Source organism: Flavobacterium sp. CAU 1735, assembly GCF_039888695.1.
GTDB lineage: Bacteria > Bacteroidota > Bacteroidia > Flavobacteriales > Flavobacteriaceae > Flavobacterium.
Map to the genome: position 1 here is coordinate 65,499 of NZ_JBDQQQ010000003.1, position 16,651 is coordinate 82,149.

The 16,651-nt window shown below is 38.9% G+C and carries 16 protein-coding genes; 9 read left to right on the forward strand and 7 right to left on the reverse strand.

Annotated elements, in window-relative coordinates; genetic code table 11:
• Window positions 1-7: 7 nt before the first annotated feature.
• Entirely contained in the window at window positions 8-1,723 is a 1,716-nt protein-coding gene (locus AAFN64_RS09245) for a S41 family peptidase (RefSeq protein ID WP_347760208.1), read from the forward strand.
• Window positions 1,724-1,909: 186 nt separating this feature from the next.
• Here AAFN64_RS09245 and AAFN64_RS09250 read toward each other — a convergent pair whose 3' ends face one another.
• Window positions 1,910-2,971, reverse strand: a complete 1,062-nt coding sequence (locus tag AAFN64_RS09250; RefSeq protein ID WP_300491747.1) for an NAD(P)-dependent alcohol dehydrogenase — start codon at window positions 2,969-2,971, stop codon at window positions 1,910-1,912.
• Between the two features lie 192 nt (window positions 2,972-3,163).
• Between AAFN64_RS09250 and AAFN64_RS09255 the strand changes: the two genes are divergently transcribed.
• Entirely contained in the window at window positions 3,164-4,063 is a 900-nt protein-coding gene (locus tag AAFN64_RS09255; protein ID WP_347760209.1) for a helix-turn-helix transcriptional regulator, read from the forward strand.
• On the opposite strand, the gene ric is transcribed toward AAFN64_RS09255, so the two are convergent.
• The 6 genes from ric to AAFN64_RS09285 form a co-directional block, all read right to left on the reverse strand.
• Window positions 4,060-4,785, reverse strand: coding sequence for an iron-sulfur cluster repair di-iron protein (ric, locus tag AAFN64_RS09260; protein ID WP_347760210.1), 726 nt, complete (start codon window positions 4,783-4,785; stop codon window positions 4,060-4,062). The genes AAFN64_RS09255 and ric overlap by 4 nt on opposite strands.
• Before the next feature lie 11 nt (window positions 4,786-4,796).
• Entirely contained in the window at window positions 4,797-6,311 is a 1,515-nt protein-coding gene (gene nadB / locus AAFN64_RS09265; RefSeq protein WP_347760211.1) for an L-aspartate oxidase, read from the reverse strand.
• 16 nt (window positions 6,312-6,327) lie between these two features.
• Window positions 6,328-7,260, reverse strand: coding sequence for a quinolinate synthase NadA (gene nadA, locus AAFN64_RS09270; protein ID WP_347760212.1), 933 nt, complete (start codon window positions 7,258-7,260; stop codon window positions 6,328-6,330).
• Between the two features lie 34 nt (window positions 7,261-7,294).
• Window positions 7,295-7,804 (reverse strand): azurin, encoded by a 510-nt coding sequence (locus tag AAFN64_RS09275; RefSeq protein WP_347760213.1) that lies wholly within the window; start codon window positions 7,802-7,804, stop codon window positions 7,295-7,297.
• 225 nt (window positions 7,805-8,029) lie between these two features.
• Window positions 8,030-8,512, reverse strand: a complete 483-nt coding sequence (locus AAFN64_RS09280) for a hypothetical protein (protein WP_347760214.1) — start codon at window positions 8,510-8,512, stop codon at window positions 8,030-8,032.
• A gap of 486 nt (window positions 8,513-8,998) precedes the next feature.
• Complete coding sequence (locus AAFN64_RS09285) at window positions 8,999-9,940, reverse strand: hypothetical protein (RefSeq protein ID WP_347760215.1); 942 nt, start codon at window positions 9,938-9,940, stop codon at window positions 8,999-9,001.
• A 330-nt stretch (window positions 9,941-10,270) separates the two neighbouring features.
• Here AAFN64_RS09285 and AAFN64_RS09290 point away from each other — a divergent pair, with 330 nt between their 5' ends.
• From AAFN64_RS09290 to AAFN64_RS09320, 7 genes are all read left to right on the forward strand, one after another.
• Complete coding sequence (locus tag AAFN64_RS09290) at window positions 10,271-10,522, forward strand: hypothetical protein (protein ID WP_136404410.1); 252 nt, start codon at window positions 10,271-10,273, stop codon at window positions 10,520-10,522.
• Between the two features lie 44 nt (window positions 10,523-10,566).
• On the forward strand, window positions 10,567-12,513 hold the full coding sequence (locus tag AAFN64_RS09295) for an ATP-binding protein (protein ID WP_347760216.1): 1,947 nt from the start codon (window positions 10,567-10,569) through the stop codon (window positions 12,511-12,513).
• 12 nt (window positions 12,514-12,525) lie between these two features.
• Window positions 12,526-13,182: a response regulator transcription factor gene (locus tag AAFN64_RS09300; protein ID WP_347760217.1), complete on the forward strand. Its 657-nt coding sequence runs from the start codon at window positions 12,526-12,528 to the stop codon at window positions 13,180-13,182.
• A gap of 142 nt (window positions 13,183-13,324) precedes the next feature.
• Complete coding sequence (locus AAFN64_RS09305; RefSeq protein ID WP_347760218.1) at window positions 13,325-14,377, forward strand: type I restriction endonuclease; 1,053 nt, start codon at window positions 13,325-13,327, stop codon at window positions 14,375-14,377.
• 73 nt (window positions 14,378-14,450) lie between these two features.
• Complete coding sequence (locus tag AAFN64_RS09310) at window positions 14,451-14,945, forward strand: SH3 domain-containing protein (RefSeq protein ID WP_347760219.1); 495 nt, start codon at window positions 14,451-14,453, stop codon at window positions 14,943-14,945.
• Between the two features lie 16 nt (window positions 14,946-14,961).
• Entirely contained in the window at window positions 14,962-15,372 is a 411-nt protein-coding gene (locus AAFN64_RS09315) for a hypothetical protein (RefSeq protein ID WP_347760220.1), read from the forward strand.
• Window positions 15,373-16,644, forward strand: coding sequence for an ABC transporter permease (locus AAFN64_RS09320; protein ID WP_347760221.1), 1,272 nt, complete (start codon window positions 15,373-15,375; stop codon window positions 16,642-16,644).
• The last annotated feature ends 7 nt before the right edge of the window (window positions 16,645-16,651 follow it).

A 16,651-nucleotide genomic window follows, 5' to 3' on the forward strand; every position in this document is an offset into this window, starting at 1 on the left:
TGTAGTTATGTACGTAAAATTATATAAAAAAACAGCTTTTGTTTTAGGAGTACTACTAGCGATACTGATTTTTAACGCTTGTGAACTGGATGATAAATATCCGATTACCGCACCGGAACAGTATACTAGGAACGATGTTAAATCCTATGCAGATCTTTTTAAAGTATTCTGGACGGTTATGAATCAGCGTTACAGTTATTTTTATGAGCAAAAAAGAAAGGATGGCAAGGATTGGGACGCTATTTACAATGAATATTATCCGAAGTTTTCAGCTTTAAAAACTTTTGGCAGAAGTACAGACGATAAAAATGAAATTGATACGGACAAAGTTAAAGCCTTACACTATTTTATCGACATTATAAACCCTATTATTGACAGGCATTTTTTTGTAAAGATAAAGGTACCTTTAAATCGTTATCAGTATGGTATTTTTAGATTTCGGGGAGGAATGAAAGAGCAACACGCAAATAGTTATATGTTTTCATCGAAGCTTGGATATATAAAAAATTATTTAGGAAATGATACCATATGTCAGAAATATACGATGATACCAGGGGTAAAAATGAGTAACCGTTCGATCACCTACCTGATGGGAAGTGTAAAAAAAAATCCGGATATCTATTATTTGACCTATGATTCGTTTTCACTGTATTTAAGCGACCTGACAAAATTTCTGAGCTCTAAATTTTTAAACGATAACAATCAGAATGAATTGGGATTACGTACTCGTAACATTGAAAATAACCTTTTGCTGGAAAGAATCACAGATCTTACAGTTAGAGAAAATGTAAAAGTGCTTACCCGCGATATACAAAGTAAGTGGGAGGCTTTTACAATAGCTCCGGAGCTAAATGTTTTCAGGACTCAGTGCAGGCAGTTCAGGACTACGGAAATCGTATCTGACGATTTGTTGGAGGCTGCACGATCCGCAGTAATAAAATATGATGAGCTGCCGGCTTATGAAGAGGAGGAGACCTATGCCACTGTTCTGACTCCTGAAAGTAGGCTCTATATTGATTGGTTTATAAGTGAAATGGGTCAGTATATTGGAAATGAACGCAATATAAATGATTTTGAAATAGCCGTTACGGCTGTTATTGAGCGGGCTCCTTTCTATCAGAATCTTCTGAATCCATTGCATAAAGGAACGATTAAAAAGCTGATTCTTGATTTAAGAAGTAATGGTGGTGGAGCTGTAAAAGATATACAGTTTTTTATAGAACGTTTGGTCACAAAAAGTACGATATGGTCTTATGAAAGAACAAAAGAAGCAAATGGACGATTTGACTATACTCCTTGGATTCCACAAAGAACAAAGCCTCATGAATTAGGAGGTATTCCTTCTAACATCCCTATAGCTATTTTGACGGATAATTATAGTGCCAGCATGTCGGAAATAACGGTGTTATTGCTGAAAAGTCAGGGGAATCATGTTGTTTCTATTGGAGATTATACTTATGGCGCAACAGCCGGTATTACCCCCAATCCCGCAGATTTTAATGGAGGAATCGTCGGTACTATAGCCGATAACTGGTTTTATTTTTATATGCCTTTTTCTGCTGTAAAAGATGTTAATGGTGAAATAATAGAAGGTATCGGGATAAAACCAGACATCTATGTAGCACCTCCTACCGATGCTGAAGTAACACAGATGGAAAATGCTCCGGATACTTTTGTAGATCGGGTAATGGAAGCGGCTGTAAACCACCTGTCTTCAAAATAAAAACAAGAGCTTATTTTGGAATTTTTATTATTTTCAGAATATTAATTATATATAACGGTTGCCGTAGCATTGGATCCGAATAGACTATTGTTGGATTCGAATGTCGAAAACAATCGGAAAGCGATTCCGTGATAGCCTTGTAATAAAAAAGGATGGAAAAAATTTCCATCCTTTTTGTTTTTTGACTTAGTTGTTTTTCAGTGAAGCCATATCAATTACAAAACGGTAGCGTACGTCGCTTTTTAGCATACGTTCATACGCTTCGTTGATGTCCTGCATTTTGATGATTTCAATGTCGGAAGTAATATTGTGTTTTCCGCAGAAATCCAGTAATTCCTGAGTTTCGGCTATACCGCCAATAACCGAACCGGCAACGGATTTTCGACCCAAAATCATTGGAACAGTGTTTAGCATCGGTTCCAGATTTCCAAGATAGCCAACCAATACGATAGTACCGCTAATGGTCAGACTTGGAATATAATGGTTCACATCATGAACATAAGGAACGGTATCGATGATCAAATCAAATTTTCCTTTTACAGTATCCATTTGTGCGTCATCTGTTGAGATGATCACTTCATCTGCACCCAAAGCAAAAGCGTCTTTTTCTTTTTTAGGTGATCGCGAAAATAAAGTCACATGAGCACCTAATCCTTTGGCCAGTTTGATCGCCATATGTCCCAGTCCACCTAAACCAACTACGGCTACTTTACTGTCTTTGCCTACTTTCCAGTGGCGTAATGGTGACCAGGTGGTGATTCCGGCGCAAAGTAATGGCGCAGTGGCTGCAAGATCAAGATTTTCGGGTACTCTTAGTACAAAATGTTCGTCAACAACAACTTTTTCGGAATAACCGCCATAGGTCTGTAATCCTAGGTGTTTGTCCGGACTGTTATACGTTCCGGTAAATCCCGGAATACAGTATTGTTCCAGATCATTTTTACAATGTGCACATTCGCGACAGGAATCCACTAAACAGCCTACAGCTGCCAGATCGCCCACTTTGAATTTGGTTACGGCACTGCCTACTTTTGTAATTTTCCCTACGATTTCATGTCCCGGAACTGCCGGATAAACCGTACCGCCCCAGTCATTACGAGCCGTGTGTAAATCGGAATGGCAAACACCACAGTACAGAATGTCAATTTCCACATCATTAGGCGTAGCCTCTCTTCGCGGAATCGTTACTAATTCCAGGTCGGCTTCGATAGCATGGGTACCGTATGCCTTTACATTAAATTTTTCCATAGTGATTTTTAGTTTTATGTGATTTGTTTTTAGTTTGGTGATACGATTATGAACGTTGCAAAATTCCAATCTATTTTTAAACCGGGGCGTATATGAATTACAGAATTACCTACCAATATCACTGATTATAATAATGGAATGGTACATGCAATAAAATTATGCAATAACTTTGATTCCCGAAATAAAATGATCATGGAAAATATCGTACGATTTGATACCGTAAGCGAATACAATGCCTATTATAATACTGATACACAGCATCCATTGGTGAGTGTAATTGACCTTTCGAAGTCGGATAAAAAGATTACGATCCGGCTGAATTTTGGTTTTTATACTATTTTTTTAAAAGATGTAAAGTGCGGAAACCTGCGCTATGGTTGTAATTATTACGATTATCAGGAGGGAACGCTTGTATTTCTGGCGCCGGGTCAGGTTATGGGAATCGAAAACAACGGAGAACTTTACCAGCCTCAGGGATATGCACTGGTTTTTCATCCGGATTTGATTCGCGGAACAGCATTGGGACGTCATATCGATGAGTATAGCTTTTTTTCGTACGATGTACACGAAGCGTTGCACTTGTCTGAAAGTGAACGAAAAATCATTATCGATTGTTTTCAAAAAATCAATCAGGAACTGGAACAACCGATCGACAAGCACAGTAAAAAACTGATCGTGAATACAATCGAATTGTTCCTGAATTATTGCGTACGTTTTTATGACCGACAATTTATTACCCGGGACACAGCCCATAAAGGGATATTGGAACGTTTTGAAACCGTACTTAACGACTATTTCCAATCGGAGAAACCGCAGACCTTAGGGTTACCTTCTGTGGGATATTGCGCCGAGCAGTTGTTTTTATCGGCCAATTATTTTGGTGATCTGATCAAAAAAGAAACCGGTAAATCGGCTCAGGAATATATTCAGTCAAAAGTGATCAATACCGCTAAAGAACGAATGTTCGACCGACATAAATCGGTGAGTGAAATTGCCTATGAATTGGGATTCAAATATCCGCAACATTTTAGCCGATCGTTTAAGCAGCATGTTGGACAATCGCCTAACGAATACCGGATTCAGAATAATTAAACCGTAAAAGCACTTTCTAATAGAATCGCTTTTGGAAACAGTATGTTGTTCTCCAGATGGATGTGTTTGTGCAGGTCATTTTCAAATTCCTGAAGCATCGCATACGTAACTTTATAAGTATTGCACGCATCAGCAGGTGGCGTATATTGATTGGTAAGTGTTGCGATTTTATCGAAACGTTCTCCTTCGGTATCGTGTTCGTGTCGCATCATGGCTACAGGGTTTGAAACCGGACCAAAATGAGGACGTTTTAGATCGGAACCTTCATTTTTAGCTTTTACCATTTGCCGGATAAAAGGGAAAAGTACCAGTTCTTCCTTTTTCATATGCATGGCTAATTCTCCGGCCGATTCGCTGAAAAGGGTGTTAATTTCAAGTAATTCCGGGTGTTTTTCGCCGTGTACTTTACAAAGTTTGTCCAGAAATTGAAGCAATACCGGTGTTTTTTCTTCCACATAATGATGGTGTGTATTTTCGATATAATCGATGAGTAAATCCAAAGGCCATTGTCCGTAATCGGAAATATAGGATTGCGAATTGTTTAAAAGAGTTTCCAACGCGTCGATCAGCTCTTTTTGAGAGATGTCTTTTTTAGCGCAAACCGTTTCCAGTGTCCGATCGCCTTTACAGCAAAAATCAATTTTGTATTTTGAGAACAAAGCCGCAGTTCTGAAATCACGGGCGACAATTTCTCCGATAGTGGTTTGGGTGTTAATTTTCATACGTTTAAAAATTATGATGTAGTGAGTGACGCTATTTCGGAAGTGCTATAACGGTGTTCCAATAGGATCATGCTAACCGTTAGCATATTCCTCAATTCAATATAAGCGGGGAAAGAATTCCTGTCGCGACCGTTAAATAGCGAATCGGCTTTTTGTTTTAGTCTTTCCATCGTATTCCGAACAGTATTTATGTCCGGTGCTTCTGTCGTAAAGAACGCGGTCATCGTTTTTTGTAATAACGCTTTTAAAGGCTTAATTGACGGTGATACCGAATAGGTGCTAATTGGCTGTTGATTTAAAGTGATCAATGTTGAAAACCGGATGGAATCGATCGTTTTAAGTGCCGATTGTACGCCTTGATGCGCAAATACCAATGCTTCCAGTAGGGAGTTGGATGCGAGTCGGTTTTTTCCATGCAATCCCGTTCGGGCGCATTCACCAACAGCATACAGATTTTGTATCGAAGTCCGCGCATTTTTGTCCACTTGTATACCGCCACACTGGTAATGTGCCGCCGGAACAATTGGAATCGGTTCTTTGGCCGGATCAAATCCCGATTTCAGGCAATAATCGGTTATGGATGGAAAATGCTCATAAAAACGTTTGGCGTTAAGATGGCGGCAATCGAGATAAACATATTTTTCGCCTGTTTTGTGTAGTTCCGTTCCGATTGCCTTCGAAATGATATCGCGCGTGGCCAGTTCGCCGCGGGTGTCATATTTAAAAAGAAAACGTTCGTTATCATGATTAATGATATGTGCGCCAAAACCTCTTACCGCTTCCGACAGTAGGAAAAGCGGATTTTTGCCGGTTTCATATAAAGCGGTCGGATGAAACTGAATATACTGCATATCCTTTATAACGGCCCCCGAACGGAAAGCCATCGCCACGCCATCGCCGGTGGCAATTTCCGGATTGGTCGTGTTTTGAAAAAGCTGTCCGCATCCGCCGGTACAAAGTACAGTAATTCGGGATCGGATGTGTTTTATCGTGCTACGGGTTTTATCATAATAGGTCATCCCGGTACAACTATTGTTTTCCGTTGTCAGATCAATACTAAAATAGTCTTCAAACAGTACAATATTGGGATACCGGCGTAGTTGACGTAATAGTTTTCGTTCCATTTCCAATCCGGACTGATCTTTATGATGTAGGATCCGGTGATGGGAATGCCCGCCTTCCAATCCTAAATCCCATGCTCCCGAAGTAGTGGTGTCGAAATCGATGTCCAGACTTAGTAATTCCTGTAATCTTTCCGGAGCCTGTTCTACAACCATACGAACAATTTCCTTATCACAACTACCACCACCGGCTTGGAGCGTATCACGAATGTGTTGCTCAAAACTGTCTTCTTCCGTATTGGTTACGACAGCAATTCCTCCCTGTGCATAGCGGGTATTGGTTGTGTCGGCCGATGCTTTTGTAAAAAGAGTAATGGAAAGATCGGGACGTTTTTTAGCCATTTTAATGGCAAAAAATAACCCTGAAATTCCGGAACCGGCTATAAGTATATCCGTTTTTTCCATATTATAAGTATTGAAATTAGGAGAGTGCGAGCATGCGATAAATTGGCTTTAGCGCTTCGGCTCGTAGTGTATCACTGATTTTTATTTCGGGATATTCGTTTTGAAGACATCGAAATAGTTTTTCAAGCGTATTCACTTTCATATAGGCACATTCACTACAGGAACAGCTGTTTTCCTGATATGATGGCGCGGCTATAATCGTTTTATCCGGTACATCCCTGGAAAGTTGATGGAGTATTCCGGCTTCGGTAGCCACGATAAAAACAGTTCCCGGATCTTCTTTGATAAAGTTAATGATCCCGGATGTGGATCCGATATAATGAGCGACTTTTAAAATAGGGTCTTCCGATTCCGGATGCGCTACAATTTTAGCACCGGGATATTGGTTGTACAGATCGATTAGCTTGTTTAACGAAAAAGCTTCGTGTACCACACACGATCCGTCCCATAAGACTAAATCCCGGTTGGTTTCCTGAATCAGGTATTTGCCCAGATTTTTATCAGGCGCAAAAATAATTTTCCGATCCTCCGGAATCGAAGCGATGATTTTTTTAGCATTCGACGATGTACAAACAATATCACTCAGCGCCTTTATTCGAGCCGAACAATTGATATACGTCACAACGGCATGATCCGGATATTGGTCTTTTAATTTTTTAAAGTCGTCCGGATCGCAGCTGTCAGCAAGCGAACAACCGGCGTTAAAATCCGGGAGTAGCACTTTTTTATCCGGGTTTAGGATTTTTGCTGTTTCGGCCATAAAATGGACACCGGCAAATACGATAATATCGGCATCGGTTGTGGCGGCTTTTTTAGATAATTCAAGACTGTCGCCTACAAAATCGGCGATTTCCTGAATGGCTTTTTCCTGATAATAATGCGCCAGAATAACGGCATTTTTCTCCTGTCGTAACCGGTTGATCTCGGCAATTAGGGTCGTTTCGTTCATGATATTTTTTCCGGGAGTTTAGATAATAGCCGGTTTATTCTACAACAAGTTTTCCTTTCATTAAAGCGGCATGACCCGGGAAGGAACATAAAAAATCATAGGTTCCCGGTTCGGAAATAGTAAATTCAATCGTGTCGGATTCGCCTCCGCCTCCGCCCAGTAATCGGGTATGGGCGATTATACTTGCTTTTTCAGATTCCGGAATATAGTCGGTGGCTTTTGCCAAAGCGGCTTTTTGCGTAAATGCGGTGATATCGGTGCCCGGTTTAAGAATGATCAGATTGTGTCCCATAACGGCTTTATCCATCTTACCGGTATGTTTTAGTGTTAATGTTATAGTACCAACACCGGTTTTTAGCTCGTTTGTAGAATATTGCATCTGGTCGGTGGATTCAATTTCCAATGTGTTTTCAGAAGTGGAAACCGTTTCGTTCTGTTCGGTTGTCGGAGTGGTTTCGGGAACGGTTGTTTCGTTTCGATTTTTACAGGCTGTAGTCATTGCGATTATACTGACAAGAACCGAAAGACGGATGAACTTTTTCATAACGGAATTATTTTAATGGTTATTGCATGCGATTAACATACTTATAAAGAGCAAAATAAAACCGTATCCGAAATATAAAATATGATAAATGTTAGCTTTTATTGGGATAAATTATCGTATAACTAAAAATGCATTTGTAGCGAATACAACCATAAAAAAAGCTGCCTTAAATTGCGGCAGCTTGCGTATCGATTGTTTGAAACCTGCATTCCGATTTAGACAGTATTATTGGCTAAGTACAATGATATAAAAGAAAAGGGTTGCAAAACCAATTATAAAGTAACCGCATGCTTTAATCCTATTGCTGGTTTTCTTGTTTTGATCAATATCGACTTTGGCTTGGACCTTAGCGTTGCGGTAGCCCAAAGATCTTAAGCCATTGCGGTAACGAGCATCACTTCTATAAACATTCTGCCGCTCCATATAGTACATTAGTTTGTAATCTTTGGTATAGTTTATATAGCTTCGGTATAGTAGGATTCCCGAACCGACAAAGGGGATAAGGAAAGCAAGTACCGTCGCCCAAAACCATTTAATAACAATATATTCTTTGTCTTCTTTTAAGACGTTAATGTCCGTTGGCGTTTGGTATTGTGTCTGATTTACCGATGCAACATATAAATTGTTTTGAGAATTACTGTAGTTACGTCCTGCTTGTCGCGCTGCAGCATACGCAAAACTTTTTGCTAAGTCTGTAAGGAATGCCATAATTAATTAAGTTTGATTGTACAAAATGTTATAATAGTAGGGCAAACTTAAGAGCTAAAGTGAGGATGGGATTACGGTTTTCCATAATCCATAAAAAAGACGTAAAAACCAGCATTATTGCGTTGTAAGAAACCTCGTAAGAAAGGTGGAAATTACCTATTTAGAATGGCTTTTAATTGTTGTATTTTTAAAAAATTGTGTTAAAATGTGATTTCATCGATTATTATGTGGTTTTTGTCTTAAATAGTATATGTTAAAATGTTTAATATGTTGTGATTTTATATATTTGATGCGCAAATTTAAACTCCCATGTCTAATTTATTTGAATCGATTATCAGGTTTTTTACAAGAAGCAGGAAAAAACAATTAAGTTTTGAAGGCGACTCAAATGTAAAAAGACACCATGGAAAGAAACTTTCCAAAAAGAAAAAACAAAACTGGTATTAAAAAAGGCCTCCCGACGGAGGCCTTTTTGTTTTTATTAGGTTATTGATTCGGATTACTGTTTAAATTGTTAATAATGGTGTAGGTAATTGGCTTTAATGTTTTTTCGGTTACCGGATGTAACCCGTGATAGGTAAACAATTCGTAAACACCATTCGACTTGGAATACCAGATGAGCGGTTTACCATAAAGATTAAAAAATGTCAATGTATCACTATAGGAAACTTTCCGGAAGTGTTCCAAAAGTTCTTCGTCCAGTTTAACACTGTAACCATTAATTTCCGGATCATTACAATCAATCTTCTCATAATGATCCTCCATCCATACCATACAGTTTTTCGGTGTGAAAACCGTCTTGTTCATATTCCATACTAAAAGCCCCATAATTGCAACGGTCGCCAATCCGTAATGGATTTTGCTTAATTGGCGTTTCCGGAAAAAACGAGTAATAGTATTCCAAATAGCTTGAAGTTTATTTTTTAGTGATTGTATGATATCAGTTTGATCTGTACCAGCTGTCGTGTTTCTGCCTTTATTACCTTGTGTGGAGCCTCCTCCCGTTTTTGGAGGGTCTGTTGTGCCCGTGCCCGACCCATTAGGTGGCTTAGGTGGTTCAGGGGGGGCATTTATAAACTTTCTATAAGGTCTTTCCGGAAAGTCAACTAAAAGTGCGGCCATTTCGATCGTGATCAAATCGGCAGGAGTAGTTGAGCCTAAATAAAAACGTTGAATCGGAATCAACCGGGTGATATCAATGCTATTGGTAATAGCTCTAATCTCTTCTTCTTTAAATGAAATTTCCCAAAAGTTTCTAAAAACAAGAGCATCATTATTGTTCTTATTCTGTCTTAAAATATCAAAGCATAATTCTCTTAATTGCGCCGGCGAAGGGCGTATTAGATATGTAGTATATGGCCCAGTTTTAGCTTTTTCATATTGTGCTTTTATAGCTTCTATATAGGAATCAACAGTTCTTTCTTCCATAGTGTTATCGGTATTTATCAGTATTTATCAGAATTCATTCGAATAGTCGGAATTACCAGAATTCGATAGCAACAAGCTGAAAAATAGCCCTTTAATTTGCCTCAGAATTAGTTCAGTCCCGATATGCATTCACGGACAAATGTACATGACTACTTCTAACTTGGTGATACGGAAAAACGTAATGTCGTTATCCGGGAAGTATAATACCCTTATGCTTTTTCTGTCTCACCAACACTTCCCAATACAAAAATCAATGGCGTAATCAAAGCTAATCTCCGGGACAAGGTCCCGGACAGCCACGCCCATGTCTAATTTTTAACATTAAACATTATGAAAAATTTTTATATCGCAGCTTTTGCTGTACTGGGATTGTCGTTAGTATCGTGTTCAACAGAAAATAGTGCCGAAGAACTTTTCGCACCGTCCACAAAACAACAGGATGAACTGTTACAAAATCTGTATCAAAGTGAGGACTATTATCTTGCCGCAAAACCCGGCGATACCATTCCACCGAATCAGGAAGGAGGAGGAGGAACCGGAGAAGATGGTACAATTCCGGTAAAGCCACCTAAAAAACCATAAAAAATGACAGCATAATCATATTGTATTTTTATTAACTTCGGGGAATGATACTTAAAAAGTTTTATTCCCCGTTTTTTTTATTGCTTTTTGCGATTTTATTCGGTGCCTGTTCTAAAGATGCTGACAAAAATAGCAAAGCAAATACTGTGGTCGAACAGATCCAAAAGCATATCGAAAACAGCGCTACCGATGATAGTTCCGGGATCTATAGGATTACCGAAATCGATAAAGCACTAAAACTGTCGGTTGCTGCCAAAATCGATTCGCTACAGTTAAAAGCCACTGCCGAAAAATCAGAAACGCTGTATTGGTATTTTCCGGATAAGGCCGAGGCTTTTACAAAGGATTTTCTACAATTTTCGGAACAAAAAAAAGACACCTTTTACATCGCCAAGGCTAAACGTGATTTAGGTAGGTATTATGCTGCGAAAGGGAAAGATACGCTTGCATTTGGCTTACTTAAAGATGCCACAACGTTATTGGACAACCGTGGAAAGGAAGATGAGGAAATGTATATCCTTTTATTGATGTCGGATATCGTCGAACGATCGAATGATTATGGAATGGTAGCCGATCTGAATGTAGATGTTCTTAAGCTTAATAAAAAAGTTAACAACAGTAACTATTATGTTTCGGCCAGAAATAATTTGGGAATTGCCGATAAATCCATGTATAATTATAAAAAAGCCATCGAGAATTTTGAAAAAGCAGCCGATAGTACTGATGAACCGGAAGATCGCTGGATCATCAAAAATAATATCGGTTTGAGTTATACCTATTTGGGCGATTATGCCAAAGCTCGCCCGATATTCGAATCGGTTATCCAAAAAACAACCGTTGACGCGACCAAAGCAAGGGCTTATGATAACCTGGGTTTTTCCTATTATAGAGCGGGCGATCCGAAAAGTCTGGATTATTATAAAAAAGGATATGAAATCCGATCCAACAATCCGATGTTGGCGAGTGATCGTATTGTGAGTGAGTTGCATCTTTCCGATTATTATAAAAACAGCAATCCGACATTGGCGATACAATATGCCACAACAGCCTACGATCGGGCAACCAAAATGCGTCGTATAGACGACCGGTTGGAAGCTTTAAAACGATTAACAAACCTGAGTTCCGGGATGGCTGTAAAACCGTATTCCTTAAAATTTCAGGGATTAAATGATAGTATTAGTCAGGTGCGCCAGTCTAAAAGGAACACATTTGTACAAACCAAATACGAGTATAAAGCGACACAGGAAGAAAATTTACGCCGAAAAGCCAGTGAAGCGCAAAAAACAGCACAATTGGCAAAAGCCGAAACCCAGAAACTTGGATTGGGAATTCTGATTCTGATTGGTGGTAGCGTTATCTTTTTTGTAATCCGCAGAATGCAACAGAAAAGTCGCGAAGAAAAACTGCTGGAATCGTATAAAACGGAAACCCGTATTGCCAAAAAAGTACACGACGAATTGGCTAATGATGTGTTTAATGCGATGACTTTTGCCGAAATAAAAGATTTGTCCAATGTCGAAAACAAAGAAATCCTACTCGAATCCCTGGATAAAATCTATACCGGAAGCCGAAACATTTCCCGGGAAAACAGCACCATAGACACCGGATCTGACTATCCGGAACAATTAAAAGAGGTGATCAAAGGATACAAAAGCGAACGGGTAAATGTCATGTCCAGTGGTTTGGATCAGATTAACTGGGATGAGGTCGATCCGACTAAAAAAATTGTGGTTTATCGGGTTTTACAGGAATTATTGGTCAACATGAAAAAACACAGTAAAAGTTCGCTTGTGGTCGTTCGTTTCCAACTCGACGCGAATCGGATTCAGATTGATTATTCCGATAATGGCGTGGGAATCGATAAAAATAAACTCGCTTTAAAAAATGGATTGCAAAATGTGGAAACCCGTATCAAAAGCATTTCCGGAACCTATACTTTTGATTCTGTTCCCGATAAGGGATTTAAAGTAAGTTTTTCATTTCTAAAGTAAATTATACGAAGTATGTTTAAAAAGATTTTAATTGCCGAAGATTTCGATTCCGTTAATTTAGGAGTAAAACAACTACTGGAGGAGTTTGTAACGGAAGACCGTATCCATCACGTAAAATATTGTGATGATGCTTTATTGAAAATTAAAAGAGCTAAAATGGATCAGGAGCCGTTCGATCTATTGATCAGCGACCTGTCGTTTGTCGAAGATAAATTCCGGGAAAACAAGCTCAATTCCGGTGAAGAATTAATTGAGGCCGTACGACGCGAACAGCCCGATATCAAAGTTATCGTGTATTCCGTCGAAACAAAACCGTATGTGATCCGGACATTATTGGACGATCTCGATTGCAATGCCTATATCAACAAAAGCCGGGAGAGTATTCGCGAATTAAAACAGGCCATCCGATCGATTGCTGCAAGCGATGAAAAGTTTGTCTCTCCGGAGTTAAAATATGGGAAAGCCGATTCCGAACTGGATGAAATCGACGAACAGGATATTCAGATTATTCGTCTGTTATCCAAAGGATTTGATCAAGGCGAAATTGCCGACGATATGCATTATAGCCGGAGCAGTATCGAAAAAAGAATCAACCGCTTAAAGACATCCCTTAAAGCCAAAAATAACCCACATCTGGTCTCCATTTCCAAAGATCTGGGATTGATTTGATCGCAAGTTTTAACACCTCTTTTGAGGTGTTTTTTTTTGCCGCTTGTTGGCATTTACGTAAAACCGTAATGAAGTCCGTTACAGGCATCCTAGTTTTGGAGTGTGATATAAAAATAAAATAAACATTCAAAAAACAAATAGGATGGAATTAGTAAGCCAACTCAAATCATTAGCCGATAAAATCGATCAGATGAAAGACAAGATCGAAACGGAAGAGTCTACAAAGCATGCCTTTGTATTACCATTTATTAACCTTTTGGGGTACGATACATTTAATCCGATGGAAGTAGTGCCGGAGTTTACGGCCGATATAGGACTTAAAAAAGGGGAGAAAGTCGACTATGCCATTTTTCAGAATGAAGAACCGATCCTGATCGTGGAATGTAAAAACTGGAAAGAAAACCTGACGGTTCACAATTCGCAATTATTCCGGTATTTTCATGTATCTAAAACGAAGTTTGCTTTACTGACCAACGGGATTCAGTATCAGTTTTATACCGATTTGGACGAAAAGAATAAAATGGACGAGAAACCTTTTTTTGAGTTTGATATTACCAATCTGAAAGATGCTGTAATTCAAGAAATTAATAAGTTTCACAAGTCGAATTTCGATGTAGAAAAAATAACCGATAACGCTAGTGCTTTAAAATATACAAAGGAAATTAAAAAATTAATTGCCGAAGAGCTGCAAACTCCTTCTCATAAGTTTGTCCGTCAGTTTGCCGAGCGTATCTATTCTGGTCGTCTGACCGAACGTGTGATGGAAGAATTCCAGGAACTGGTGTATAAAGCTTTTAATCAGGTAATAAATGATCAAATTAACGATCGATTGAACGCCGCATTAAATAAAGAAGCGAAAAAACAACAAGTCGAAAATGTAGAAGCCGAGCCAATAAGCAAAGTGATCACTACCGATGAGGAAATGGATGGTTTCCGTATTGTAGTGGCCATTTTGAGACGAAAAGTAGCGATTGACCGAATTGTTCCCCGAGATACAAAATCTTATTTCGGGATATTGTTGGATGATAACAACCGGAAACCGATTTGTAGGTTACATCTGAATGGCGGAAAAAAATATATCGGATTATTTGATGAAGCGAAAAACGAAACCCGTCATCCGATTGAATCCATCGATGCGATTTATCAGTTTGAAGAGGCCTTGTTGGAAAGTCTCAGCTTTTATGACAACGAATAGCCGTTGGCTGAAAACACTAAAAATCGGTTTGGAATAAACCGAAATTATAACCCATTAATACATTTAAAAAACGATGATCAAATATATTTTTTGGCTAAGTCTATTGCTGTGGAGTAGCAATGATTTGATAGCACAAACCAAACCGGGAAAACTCTTGGCTTCCTGTTGCGACACAGCCGGACGAGGCTGCAATGGATCCGATTATTGTACCGCCTGCACCAATTGTAGTGGTTGTAAATATTGCAAAAGTGGCGGAACCTGCGGTGTTTGCAGGGATAGAAGTACCGATGTAATCACCGTGAAACGAAAAGAAAAAAAGACCCCTTCCGGGACGAAAGTCAAAACAGTGACGATAACCAAAAAAGCTCAATTTTATAAGGATCAATTGCTATATATCACTGCCACATCAGTTTCCTTATACGAAGGTCCGGGGAAAAATTACAAAATAATCGAAACCGTTAAAAGAGGACAACGGGTGATTTTTATAGAGGCTAACGAACCGTGGTTCAAAGTAAAATCCGAAAAAACCGGAACGGTTGGTTATGTCCATCGCGATGTCTTACAATAAAAGCTATTATAAAGATATGGATACCACTACTACAATGTCACCCGCCTTAAAAAGTCATTTTCTCAGTTTATACCAGATCGCAATGTCTGACGCCGGCTTTTTGATGTCCGAATTGGAGGTGTTGTATCATTTGGCGGACGAAAAAGGATTTACAAAGCAAGATCTGGGAGCACTACTATTAAATCCCGTTACGTATGGAATAGCATTGCCGGAACGTTTGGAAACCCGTATCGAATACTTGTATGATCTAACCCGAATGATTTGGGCAAGTGGTAGAGTTACCAGTAAAGATCGGGAAGCGCTAAAAAAATACTGTATAAAGTTTGAATTCCTGGATGAGAATATCGAAGATCTGACCGATTATTTTATCGATTGCGTACAAAAAGGGGTTCAAAAAGAAGAAATTATAAACCAGTTAAATGCATAAATGATGAAGTCATTACAACAATTATTTCGTTTAAAAAATGATGAAGTGTCGGGGAAGTTACCGGATGAAACGCAAACCGGATCCCGGGAACTGGTACGTTTAACCCATTATCAGCGCGGATTTGGTGCTTCGGTAAAAGCAATGGGGAAACCGATCGTATTTAAAGCCTGTCTGCAAAATCTGTACAGGAGTTTTGAAGAGCAATGCCGCAAACAAAAAGTAGAACAGGAGTCCTTAAAACAGATTTACAGAGAAGATCAGGAGCGCAATCGTTCTGAACTTAAAAAGTGCGAAACCACCCTTGAAATTGCCGAAGCAAAAGAAAAAGAACTGAATGAAACCATAGAAAGAACCCGTAAAGATATGGTTGAGGTACGTCAGCATCCGGAAAAATACGGGATCGAAGGCGGAAAAGGTATCAAAGTGCAGTTTTATATGGGATTGGCTTTTTTGTTTCCAATTACGTTGTATCTGTTGGTATTCTATATTTCGGCCTGTTATTCGGCTTTTTTTAAAGAGTTTGATGATAATAGTCTTACGGCTGCCATTTTCGATGCCGATGCCTTAAAAAACGCTTTTCAGGCCAGTTGGCTGGAAGGAATTTTTATCATGACCATTCCCTTTGTGTTTATGGGATTGGGATATCTGATTCATATGTTGTTAAAAGAAAAAGGAAAAATGAAATGGATCAAAATAGGACTGCTCGGTTTGGTGACGTTTTTATTTGATGTCATATTGGCTTATCAGATCGAAAAGAAGATCTACGATTTTAATAAAACGACGTCGTCGGAACCTTATACACTTAAGATTGCTTTATTTGAAGCCGAATTCTGGTTGATCATTTTTGCGGGTTTTATGGTGTATATCATTTGGGGTTTGGTTTTGGATAGCATGATGAAAGAATATGAAAGCCTCGATAAAGTCAAAACCTTTATTAAAGTAAAAAAAGAAGAATTGGTTAACCTTGAAGCCTCAAAGAATGCCAATACCGAAAAATTAAACGAAGGCAAACAGCAAGTCACCGCCATAAACGGAATCATTGCCGAATTGCAAACCAAAATCGATGGATTTATTATCCCGGTTAAGGAATATTTTTACCATCATCACAAATATAAAGAAGGATGGTTTCAGGCGGTATCGGCTGAAATTGCTTTACCACACCGGGAAAAAACACTTTTGCTGGAATTATGCGAAATCATTTCCAAAGAACATTTAAACGATATTGGATTGGGTGAGCCCGAACTGCAACCACAGATAGAGATTGAAACATAAACCTACT

Excerpts from the sequence above, each read along its gene's own strand:
- AAFN64_RS09320 (WP_347760221.1), top strand. The coding sequence starts at position 15,373 with ATGATGAAGTCATTACAACAATTATTTCGTTTAAAAAATGATGAAGTG.
- AAFN64_RS09255 (WP_347760209.1), top strand. The coding sequence starts at position 3,164 with ATGGAAAATATCGTACGATTTGATACCGTAAGCGAATACAATGCCTAT.
- nadA (WP_347760212.1), bottom strand. The coding sequence starts at position 7,260 with ATGAACGAAACGACCCTAATTGCCGAGATCAACCGGTTACGACAGGAG.
- AAFN64_RS09280 (WP_347760214.1), bottom strand. The coding sequence starts at position 8,512 with ATGGCATTCCTTACAGACTTAGCAAAAAGTTTTGCGTATGCTGCAGCG.
- AAFN64_RS09245 (WP_347760208.1), top strand. The coding sequence starts at position 8 with ATGTACGTAAAATTATATAAAAAAACAGCTTTTGTTTTAGGAGTACTA.
- AAFN64_RS09275 (WP_347760213.1), bottom strand. The coding sequence starts at position 7,804 with ATGAAAAAGTTCATCCGTCTTTCGGTTCTTGTCAGTATAATCGCAATG.
- AAFN64_RS09305 (WP_347760218.1), top strand. The coding sequence starts at position 13,325 with ATGGAATTAGTAAGCCAACTCAAATCATTAGCCGATAAAATCGATCAG.
- nadB (WP_347760211.1), bottom strand. The coding sequence starts at position 6,311 with ATGGAAAAAACGGATATACTTATAGCCGGTTCCGGAATTTCAGGGTTA.
- AAFN64_RS09315 (WP_347760220.1), top strand. The coding sequence starts at position 14,962 with ATGGATACCACTACTACAATGTCACCCGCCTTAAAAAGTCATTTTCTC.
- AAFN64_RS09300 (WP_347760217.1), top strand. The coding sequence starts at position 12,526 with ATGTTTAAAAAGATTTTAATTGCCGAAGATTTCGATTCCGTTAATTTA.
- AAFN64_RS09250 (WP_300491747.1), bottom strand. The coding sequence starts at position 2,971 with ATGGAAAAATTTAATGTAAAGGCATACGGTACCCATGCTATCGAAGCC.
- AAFN64_RS09295 (WP_347760216.1), top strand. The coding sequence starts at position 10,567 with ATGATACTTAAAAAGTTTTATTCCCCGTTTTTTTTATTGCTTTTTGCG.
- AAFN64_RS09285 (WP_347760215.1), bottom strand. The coding sequence starts at position 9,940 with ATGGAAGAAAGAACTGTTGATTCCTATATAGAAGCTATAAAAGCACAA.
- AAFN64_RS09310 (WP_347760219.1), top strand. The coding sequence starts at position 14,451 with ATGATCAAATATATTTTTTGGCTAAGTCTATTGCTGTGGAGTAGCAAT.
- AAFN64_RS09290 (WP_136404410.1), top strand. The coding sequence starts at position 10,271 with ATGAAAAATTTTTATATCGCAGCTTTTGCTGTACTGGGATTGTCGTTA.
- ric (WP_347760210.1), bottom strand. The coding sequence starts at position 4,785 with ATGAAAATTAACACCCAAACCACTATCGGAGAAATTGTCGCCCGTGAT.